Source organism: Kitasatospora sp. NPDC057936, assembly GCF_042887525.1.
GTDB lineage: Bacteria > Actinomycetota > Actinomycetes > Streptomycetales > Streptomycetaceae > Kitasatospora.
Genome location: NZ_JBHVPD010000051.1, coordinates 62340 through 71513 on the forward strand (window position 1 = coordinate 62340; position 9174 = coordinate 71513).

A 9174-nucleotide genomic window follows, 5' to 3' on the forward strand; every position below is an offset into this window, starting at 1 on the left:
CCCGGGAACCGTCCGACCACCGGCCCTCGACTGCCGTCAACCGTGCCGGGTCGGCACGCCTTCGTACCTGAGCCCCGGCTGCAGCCGCTCGTGCTTCATCACCACGCTGTGAGGGGCGACGACGGCGTCCCGCCCGATCTGCGCACCGTAGAGCGGCACGGTCTTGTCCGCGAGCGTGGCCTGTGCACCCACCCGGATGTAGTCGATCTTGAGGACCCGGTCCTCGAAGGTGTGCGCCTGGAACATGGCGGACACCGTCGCCCCGTCCCCGATCACCAGCATGTCCGGATCCGCCACGTGCGCGAAACCCTCTCCGAGCAGCACGCGCCGACCGATCCTCATGCCCATCCGTCGCAGGTAGATCGCGAGCAGAAGGGTGGATTCGAGGGGGGTGAGCAGGGGCTTGGCGACCACGGCCCACACGACATAGACGAAGTCCCACCGGCTGCACCAGCAGCTCCACAGCGCGTGGACACCCGGACGCACCTGCCCCAGCAAGGCCCACTTCAGAGCGAGGACCGACCCGCAGAGCGTGAGGACGGACAGCAGGGAGGCCGCGGACGAGGCGAAGGCCGCTGCCGCGGCCGCGGCCGGCACTTCGGGGACGATCGCGTTGACAGCGCTCACCCATAATGTCCCGCCGGCCATGGGTATCAAGGGGATGGCGAACCGGGCGAGCTCCCACACCCAGCGGTTGACCCGGCGCAGCGCCGACGGTTCGTGGGTCAGCCCTCGGTCGGCCTGTGTGACGTCACGGTGCGGGAGTTCGAAGGCAGGGTGGCCGAACCAGGAACTGCCGGGCCGGAAGGGGACGCCCGCGCAGGGGGTCGCGACGCCGATCAGCAGATCGTCGGGGAGCGAGCAGCCACCGGGAAGGACCGCGTGGTTGCCGACGAACACCCCGTCCCCGAGCCGCAGCGCTTCCAGGGACACCGTTCCCCGGTCCAGCCGCGGGCCGCCCAGGTAGATGCCGTCGGCGAGGAAGGTACCCGTGCCGATGGACACCAGCTCGGGTACGACATCGATCACTGTGCTGATCTCGCAGTCGCGGCCGATGTCCATACCCGCCAGGCGAAGCCACCGGGGCCACATCAACGTCCCGCTGAGCCAGGTGCCGGCGGAGTCCACCAGGTCGGCCTTCAGCCACACCCGGACGTAGCCGAGTTCCCACCGGCTGATCACCCCGGCCGGGGTCTTGCCGAGTGCCCGGGCCGCCAACCCCATGGTGGTCAACGACGGGACGAGCCCGAAGCACAGGGCCGCGGCGACCGATGCCAGGGGCCCTGCGTTGTCCAGAGGGCGGTTCAGCGCAGTGGCGAAGCCGTCGTCATCGATGAGGCCGAGCGCGAGGAGCAGCGCGAACGACCCGAAGTAGGGGAAGGTCACCACCAGCTGGAGCACCGTGCGGGCGGCGAGGGTGGCCGCGCCGTGCGTCACGGGGGAGTAGACCCTGCCGGTTCGGGTGAGCACCGGGACCGCGGGGGTGGGACCGGTCCAGCGTGCCGGGACACCGTCGGCCAGCATGCCGTCCGGGACCCGCGCGCCGTTGGGCAGGGAGGACAGGGCGGACAGCCTCGCGCCCTTGCCGACATGGCACCCCGGACCGACGCTCGCGCGGACGTCCAGGGTGGATCCCTCCTCCAGTTTCACGGGTCCGACGACGAGGTGCCCCTCGGTCTGGGTCACCAGCTGCACGCCTGCGTCCTGGCCGAGCGTCACATCGTCGCCGATCTCCAAGAGATCCCATCCTCCTTGGAGCACGTCGACGCCCCGGTGAATGTGGACCCGCCGGCCGATGCGGGCACCGAGCACACGCAGTGCCATACACTGGTACTCGGTGCCCGCGAGCGTGCGCCAGGGCACCGTCCGCACCGCCTGGCGCACCAGCCACATCCGTACCGCCCGCCGGCTCCAGCCCGGCACCCGCTCCGGAACGTAGGAGCCGACCAGAGTCCTTTTGGCGAGGGCGGCGAGGAGCACCGCCACCGGTGCCCAGACCAGGCGGGCCAGGGGGAGTACCGCCCAGGTGAGGAAGAGGAACGCCGTCGCGCCGACGGCGTGGTACACGGGCGGGAGCAGCCGGTACGCCATCTGGTAGGCCACGGCGGACACGGCGACCAGTGCAGTGAGCAGCCAGGCCGCCTGGACGGCGGTTGCCGTGAGCGGGCTCCCCGCCTCGGGCGCGGGGATCTGTGGCGAGGCACCCGTGCTCTGCGGTGGCCCTTGCCGCACGGCCCTGGACGCCAGCACGCTGATGGTGCGCGCCTCGTAGACGTCCCGTACCGTGAGCGAGGCGGTGGCAGGAACGGCGCGCAGCTCGGAGACTAGCGCTGCGGCGTGCACCGAGCTGCCGCCGAGATCGGTGAAGAAGTCCGCGTGGAGGGGGACTTCGCGAAGGCCCAGGACCCAGCCTGCAGCCCTCGCGACGACCGCGAGCACGCCGTCCGGCTCCTTCCCTCCCGGGCCGGGGAGTTCGTCCTGCGGAGGGTACGGAGCGAGGGTCGGGAGCAGGTCGCGGCGGAGCTTGCCGCTGACACCTCGTGGCAACGACGATGCCAGCCCGAACCTGGCGGGCACCATCGGGGGTGGCAGTGCCCGCCGGACGTGGTCGGACAGTTCGCCGAAACCGGGTGGAGCGGCATCGTCGGACGGCACGACGTGGGCGACGAGGATCTGTCCGGCCCCTTCGTCCTGCACGCAGCAGGCGACTTCGCGGACCCCGGGAGCGCCGGCCAGGCATGCCTCCACGGCTTCCAGCTCGATCCGGTGACCGCGCAGTTTCACCTGGGAGTCGACGCGGCCGCAGTAGACGAGAGTGCCGTCCGGCTCCTGGTAGGCGAGATCGCCCGTGCGGTACAATCGGCCCAGTAAGCGGTGGACGGGGAACCGCTCCGCCGTCAGGCGCGGCTGGTGCAGGTAACCGATCGCCGGCGCCTCGCCGCCCACGTACAACTCACCCTCCACGCCGTCGGGCACCGGCTGGAGGTTTTCGTCCAGTACCCAGGCCTGCGTGCCGGGAACCGGATGCCCGATGGCGATCCGCTCGCCGGGGGCGATGTCCTGACGCACACAGGTGACCGTGCATTCGGTGGGGCCGTAACCGTTCACCAGACGGGGGCCTCTGGCCCACACGGTGGCGATGTCCTCGGAGAGTGCCTCGCCACCGGTGTACACCAGCCGCAGATCGGGGAGTTCCTCGCCTGGGTCGGTGCAGCCCGTCGACCGCAGGAGGGTCGGTACCGGGCACAGGACGGTGATCCGTTCGTTCCGCAGCCAGGGCACCAGATCCGGTCCCAGACGCGCCGTCTCGTCGTCCAGTATCACCAGGGCGGCACCGGAAGCCAGGGCCATCCAGCTCTCCTCCACCGACGAGTCGTAGGCGCAGGAGGAACCTTGGGCGATCCGGTCGCCGGGGCCGAGGGCGAACTCGGCCATGTCGGAGCTGATGAGACTGACAATGCTGCCGTGGGAGATCACCACTCCCTTGGGCCGCCCGGTGGTTCCGGAGGTGTAGATGACGTAGGCCGCATCGGCGGGACCTACGCTACGGGGCGCGGGCCCCGGTAAAGGCGGGACCGGCTCGCCGGCCAGGATCAGCCGGCCCTGGTAACCCGCCTGTTGGAGCCGGTACCTGCCGGAGGCGTCCGTCAGCACTGTCACAGCACGGCAGTCGGAGAGGATCGTGTACAGCTGCTGGTCGGGAAACACCGGGTCGAGGCAGACGTACGCCGAACCGGCGCGAAGGACACCGATCTGTGCGGCGTAGAGGAGTGAGGTGGTCCTCGGCAGGAGGATGGCGACAATCTCCTCACGTTCGCTGGTCGGGAGGAGATGCTCGGTGAACCGGCCTGCCAGGGCGTCGAGTTCGGCGTAGGTCAGGAGGTGCCGCTCTCGGCGGGCCGTGGACGGGAGCACCAGCGCGGTGGCCTGCGGCCACCGGTCGGCCGCCGCGGTGAACAACTCGTGCAGGACGGTGGCGGGGCCGGAGGTTAGTTGCCCGGGTGCGGAGGTCATCGCCGTACCGCATCGGCCCCTGCGGAGCCGTCGTCCGCGAACAGGTCGTCCTCGGTGGTGGACAGGTGCCGGCCGAGCCATGGACCCAGCCTCAGCCGTGCCGCCGGAGTCGCGGCGTAGTAGCCGGCGATGTGACCCTCGCAGCTCTCGCTGCCGCAACGGCAGTCGAACGGTTCTGCCATGGCTGCTTCGGTGGTGTTGTAGTGGAAGGTGATCTCCTGTCCTGGCAGCAGATCCGTGACCGCGACGACCTGTCGACCGTCGATTCGTGCGGTCGGCTCGCAGCTGTGGTTCATGAACCGCCAGAAATACGCATCGAGGACGTCCTCGTACTCCATGCCGTGGGGCAGGTCCACGTGCAACCGGTGGCCCACCTGCACGGAATGGCGGCTCGGAACGTCCGTCAGCCGGCCATCGATGCCGAAGATGCGAGAACCGGCCGGAGTGTGGCCGAGGGCAACGAGTGAGTAGTCCCCGTGTGAGCGCAGGACACCCAGCTGGGCCTCCGGCGCCGTGGGCGAGATGGCGGAACTCGCCTCCTGAGAACGGCCCTGGGCAAACGACATGAGACCTCCGCTGTGGTGTCGGGAATCATCCGGCTTGTCCTTGGAGCTCGTACTGCCCTCCGTGGCCGCCGGCTCCTGGACGCCTCCCTGATCCTCGGCCGTGTTGCCGTCACCGCGAAGCTCATTGGCAGGTTCGGACAATTTTTCGCGGCGGCCCGGTGGCTCCTTTGTATTTATTGGCGGAAACGGAGGATCCGCTGGGGGGTGCATGCCTCCGGGCGTAGCTTGCTGTTGCCGGGCTCGCGGGGATTCCGGGGAATCAGAAACCTTTCGTGGCCCATTCGGCCGAACTCATCGACGGGAGAGTCATGCCTCGCATCAACGGAGAAGCGCCGTCCCAGAACAACCCCGTGGCGAACTTTGACGCCGACACGTACCGGTGGATCGCGGAATTGCCCAACCAGGATTTCATCAATCTTCGAAACAGCGTCATGGGCATGTCTGGAAGCGATGCCCGAACGAGGGCCCTGAAGGCGAGCTTCTACAGCAACGGCGTCACCGGAGTGCCGGATGGCCTCCAGAGTGATGCGGTCTGGAACGCGGCCGCCCAGCACGACTTCCGCTATACGATCGGTCCGAACGTTATGTCCGGGGCGGACATGGAACAGGATCGGGCGGCGGCTGATTCGCAATTCCACCAAGACGTATCGACGATCAGGAACCTGAGGACCGGATACGAATGGTTGGATAATTTTCTCGATCCGATCGACGGGGCCATTTCGAGGGGGCATGCGGACGTCAAGTGGGGGATACTTCGGCTGCTCGGAAAATCCAATTATTCCCAGAGTCCCGTAAATCACGGGGTCTCCTTCAGGGAAGCTGTTTCCGAGCTGGGTTGGCCGGGCGGTTCAGTATCCGGGAGGAGCGGTCTCCAGGAGCGGTCCCTGGAACTGCAGGATGACGTCCAGGGCCGGGGTGATGGTCAGGGTTGGGGCGATGACGGGGGTGACGGCCAGGACGAGGGTGATGGTCAGGGTTGGGGCGATGACGGGGGCGACGGCCAGGGCCAGGGCGACGACCAGGGTGGGGACGGTGGGAATGAAGGTTGGTGATTCACTTCGCGATCCGGCGCTGGATCACGGTACGGAGAGGAGCCGTACCGTGCCGCCGCCGAATGCCCGTTACACGGCCGTCTTTGCCATCACGCCGACCGGGCCGGGCGCACGCCGCGTCCTGGTCACCGCCTCGCACGACAGCGCCGGCCAGGCCGTGCGCTGGCTCCGCCGCCATCTGCAGGTCGCCCTGCAGCTGATCGGCCCCGCTGAGCAGCACGGGCCGATGGCATGGCTTGCCGACGCCGATGCCTATCGGGCCGTGGCGTTCTCGCTCAGTACGGGGCAGACATTCGCCATCACTTGGCACGGACCGTGTCAGTCAATCACGCTCGCTGCCGCCCGCATCACGGCCTGCAGGCCCGCACAGAGCCGGCTTTCCCTTCCCGGTCGGCCACTTGACCGTCGCCGCCAGGAGCCCTCTGCGGCGCCTCCCGTTCGGTCTGCCGTCCGCTGAGGACGTTCGCGAGAGCGCCGGAAACCCCAGGCCAGTGGGCTGTCAAGCAGCGCACTCCTTGGCGGCCGGACTCTCCGGGACCCTGGCAGGAGCTGAGTTCACCCCGCGCCAGGCCCGCACCCCACCTCCGACCGGCATCCGCAGGAGGTGGGGCCGCGGCCGTCATCGCACCGGCTCTCGGCGGCGCCGCACCTCGCCCCCGACATTCGCTCGATCGTCCCTTCAGCCCGGGGCGGCCGCGACGGACTGGGGGAAAGCGAAGATGCCATCCGGGTCGTAACGGCGGGCCACGTCCAGGAACCCATCGCCACCGCAACCCACCCTTCGATGGACTGGGCCTGTCCAACCAACGGCTCTGTCCCGTAATCGGGATGCTGTTGGTGATCTTCAAGTGTCGTGGGTTCGAGTCCCGTCACGCAGTTGCCTGCACAGGCGCGTGAAGCGGGTTGCTGGGTTGGTTCCGTCGCCGTCCGGCTGATGCTGGTGGAGGCGGATGATGTTGGTTCCGGCTGCGGTGAGGACGTGATGGACGTGGGTCTTCGCTGTGCTGCGGTATCGGCAGTTGCGCAGGCCGTGGGCGTGCACGGTTTCGGAGACGGTGGCCTCGCAGCCGGCTCTCATGGCATACCGGTCCTGCCAGGCCCGGGTGTTCTGCTCTTTCCGGACACGGTTTTGGATCTCCTGCAGGGGCTGGGGCAGCAGGAGGATGTGCCGGCCTCGTCCACCGGTGTTCCCGGTGCATTTGTGACGGTCTTCGCAGGGTCTGCAGACGGCGCGGGGAAAGAGCACCGACAGCCGTTCGTGCCCGTCGGCGAGTGTCGGCTTCCAGGGCGGGATGGTTGCCCCGTTCGGGCAAGTCAGCCTCTTGTCATGCCAGTTGGGCCGGAAGTCCTCCTTGTTGAAGCCCGGCAGTGCCCGTGTCCTGGGGCCGAGTCTGACCGGGCCGACCAGGTCGATCCCGTGCTCGGTCCGGGCCCGGTGGATGGTGGCCGGGGTGATGTATCCGCCGTCGACCAGGTGCTCGGCCGGAGCGAGGGAACGTGCTGCGAGGTCGGCGTGGATCCGCTCCAGGGCGTCGATGTCCTGCTCGGGCGCCGGTGTGGTGGCGACGTGGACGATCACGTTCGGCAGGCCCTCATCGCAGGTCTCGGTCTGGTGGTCCTTGTAGCCGACCCACTCGGCCTTGCCGGGCTTGTGGCTGAAGCGGGCCTGCGGGTCGTGCGGGGTGACGATCTCCACCGACGACCAGGGTGTGGTGGCCGAAGCGGGATCCGGGCTCCCACGGCCGACGGCCTTACCGGAAGCAGCCCGCCGGTCCGTCGTCCGCCGGCTGAGCCGGTCGCGGGTCTGCTTGGGCCCGCGCCAGCGCAAAGTGCCGGTCTCGTCGTACCAGTACTGCTGGAGCCAGACCTGCCACAACACCTCCACCTGCGGCAACCACCTCAGCCGGGCCGGGGCATCGGCGGCGAGAAGAGCCTGGAACAGACGCATGCCGTCCTCGCCGACCGTGAGCGCATACTGCTCGCGTTCCTTCGCCTCCTTCGGCAACCGGTCGTAGCGCACCGGCCTGCCGTAACGCCTGGCCCACTCGTCGGTGACCAGGGCGAACACCCATTCCTCGTCAGCGGCGGCCAATTCCTCCAGGGCCGCCCGCAGGGTCTCACCGACCAGCTCGGTCCGGTCCAGGCACCGCACCGCCGCCAGGACGTGCGTGGAGTCGGTGCGCTGGCGCCCGCGCCGCTTGATCAGTCCTGCCTCCGCCAGACGCTCGACCATCACCGCCAGCAGTCGGTCCGCGCGGTCGCCCTCGGCCATCCGGTCACGGAACTCGCTCAGCACCGAGAAGTCGAAACCCGGATCGTCCAACTCCAGCCCCAGGCAGTAATTTCCAGTCCAGACGGCACCGGACTGCCTCGGCCGTCTGCCGGTCGGTGAGGTTCTCCGCGTACTGCAGCACCGACACCAACGCCAGCCGTGCCGGCGACAGGCCCCGACGCCCGTCGGCGGAATACCACTCCTCGAAGTCGCTGTCCGTGAACAGCCCGGCCAGATGATCCCCCACGCCCATCGCCGCCGTGCCCCGCGGATTGCTCGCCCGCGCCATCCGTGCGGTCAACGGCGGGATCTCCCGCCCGGACCAGGAACCCATCGCCACCGCAACCAACCCCTTTGACCAGCCCGAACTCCCAGACCACGAAAACAGGAAGGGCCGGCCAGTGGCCGCCGATCGAGGACAACCTCACTCTCACCAGTGAAGATCACCAACAGCATCCCGATTACGGGACAGAGCCAGTCGCTGGACAGACCCCACGCCAGGACGGGGACAGCCCCTGCCACGGATGGCCTTATCGAACAGCCGGGCCGATTGCTCAGTGGTGTACTGACAAGGCCGCAATCGGGCGGCCAGAAGATGAACGGATCTGCAATGTCCCGTACAACCACCCGTGCCCTGAGCACCGTCCTGCTCGCAACCGCACTGTCCGTCGGCGTACCCGTCGCGTATGCCGATGTCGAAGTGGCTCACGGGTGCGGAGGCGCCCTCTCGGACTTCGCTGGCACCACGAAGACCGATGCGCCGCTCGTTGGTACGGTCAATGCCGGCGGCGTGGACCGCAAGTTCACCATCAGCTTCAAGAGCGCGAACACCACGGGTTACCGGGCGGATCTCCAGATGCTCGACGGAACGTACATCGGCCGCGTGGGGAACTTCGCCCTCGAGATCAACCAGGCCGGAGTCGGTGTCTTCAAGTTCGAGGGCCCCGATGGCGGTGGCTCCATGAGCAGTAGCCTCACCTGTGCGACGGGGACCCGCGTCACCACCATGACCGGCCACCTGGACTACCCCGCCGGTGTCGGTAGGTCCCACTTCACCATCTCGCGACCGGCGCTGCCGACGGCACCATAGCCGATCTGAGCGAGGCGATCTCAGGGAGGGGCCACTGGGGAGTCCGCGGCCTCCAACGGAAGGCTTTCCGGGTCTGTAAAAAGAACGGCTCTGGCCCGTATTCGGTGGTAGCGCTCCGTGGCGATCACCGGAGGAGGATGCGGTGGCGGAGCAGGGGGAATCCGGCGCGGCCGTGCATCT

Annotated in this window: 6 protein-coding genes; 2 read left to right on the forward strand and 4 right to left on the reverse strand. The window is 68.5% G+C overall.

What is annotated here, in order from left to right; genetic code table 11:
* Positions 1 to 36: 36 nt before the first annotated feature.
* Together ACFVU9_RS25390 and ACFVU9_RS25395 are read right to left on the reverse strand one after the other, a co-directional pair.
* Entirely contained in the window at positions 37 to 4014 is a 3978-nt protein-coding gene (locus ACFVU9_RS25390; RefSeq protein ID WP_387597021.1) for an amino acid adenylation domain-containing protein, read from the reverse strand.
* Positions 4011 to 4580 (reverse strand): SET domain-containing protein-lysine N-methyltransferase, encoded by a 570-nt coding sequence (locus ACFVU9_RS25395; RefSeq protein WP_387597024.1) that lies wholly within the window; start codon positions 4578 to 4580, stop codon positions 4011 to 4013. The genes ACFVU9_RS25390 and ACFVU9_RS25395 overlap by 4 nt, the downstream gene beginning before the upstream one ends.
* A 308-nt stretch (positions 4581 to 4888) precedes the next feature.
* Between ACFVU9_RS25395 and ACFVU9_RS25400 the strand changes: the two genes are divergently transcribed.
* The gene (locus ACFVU9_RS25400) at positions 4889 to 5632 is read left to right on the forward strand and encodes a hypothetical protein (protein WP_387597027.1); all 744 of its coding nucleotides are present in this window, start codon (positions 4889 to 4891) and stop codon (positions 5630 to 5632) included.
* Positions 5633 to 6476: 844 nt separating this feature from the next.
* Here the strand turns inward: ACFVU9_RS25400 and ACFVU9_RS25405 are convergent.
* Positions 6477 to 7955, reverse strand: coding sequence for a transposase (locus tag ACFVU9_RS25405; RefSeq protein ID WP_387597030.1), 1479 nt, complete (start codon positions 7953 to 7955; stop codon positions 6477 to 6479).
* Positions 7909 to 8238 (reverse strand): transposase, encoded by a 330-nt coding sequence (locus tag ACFVU9_RS25410; RefSeq protein ID WP_387597045.1) that lies wholly within the window; start codon positions 8236 to 8238, stop codon positions 7909 to 7911. Before ACFVU9_RS25410 ends, ACFVU9_RS25405 begins: the two co-directional genes overlap by 47 nt.
* Before the next feature lie 102 nt (positions 8239 to 8340).
* Between ACFVU9_RS25410 and ACFVU9_RS25415 the strand changes: the two genes are divergently transcribed.
* A complete protein-coding gene (locus tag ACFVU9_RS25415; RefSeq protein WP_387597033.1) occupies positions 8341 to 8994 on the forward strand; it encodes a hypothetical protein in 654 nt (217 codons plus the stop codon).
* Positions 8995 to 9174 lie beyond the last annotated feature (180 nt).

Bases quoted from the DNA above. Each gene is read 5' to 3' on its own strand.
- ACFVU9_RS25400 (WP_387597027.1), top strand. From the start codon at position 4,889: ATGCCTCGCATCAACGGAGAAGCGCCGTCCCAGAACAACCCCGTGGCG.
- ACFVU9_RS25395 (WP_387597024.1), bottom strand. From the start codon at position 4,580: ATGTCGTTTGCCCAGGGCCGTTCTCAGGAGGCGAGTTCCGCCATCTCG.
- ACFVU9_RS25390 (WP_387597021.1), bottom strand. From the start codon at position 4,014: ATGACCTCCGCACCCGGGCAACTAACCTCCGGCCCCGCCACCGTCCTG.
- ACFVU9_RS25410 (WP_387597045.1), bottom strand. From the start codon at position 8,238: ATGGGTTCCTGGTCCGGGCGGGAGATCCCGCCGTTGACCGCACGGATG.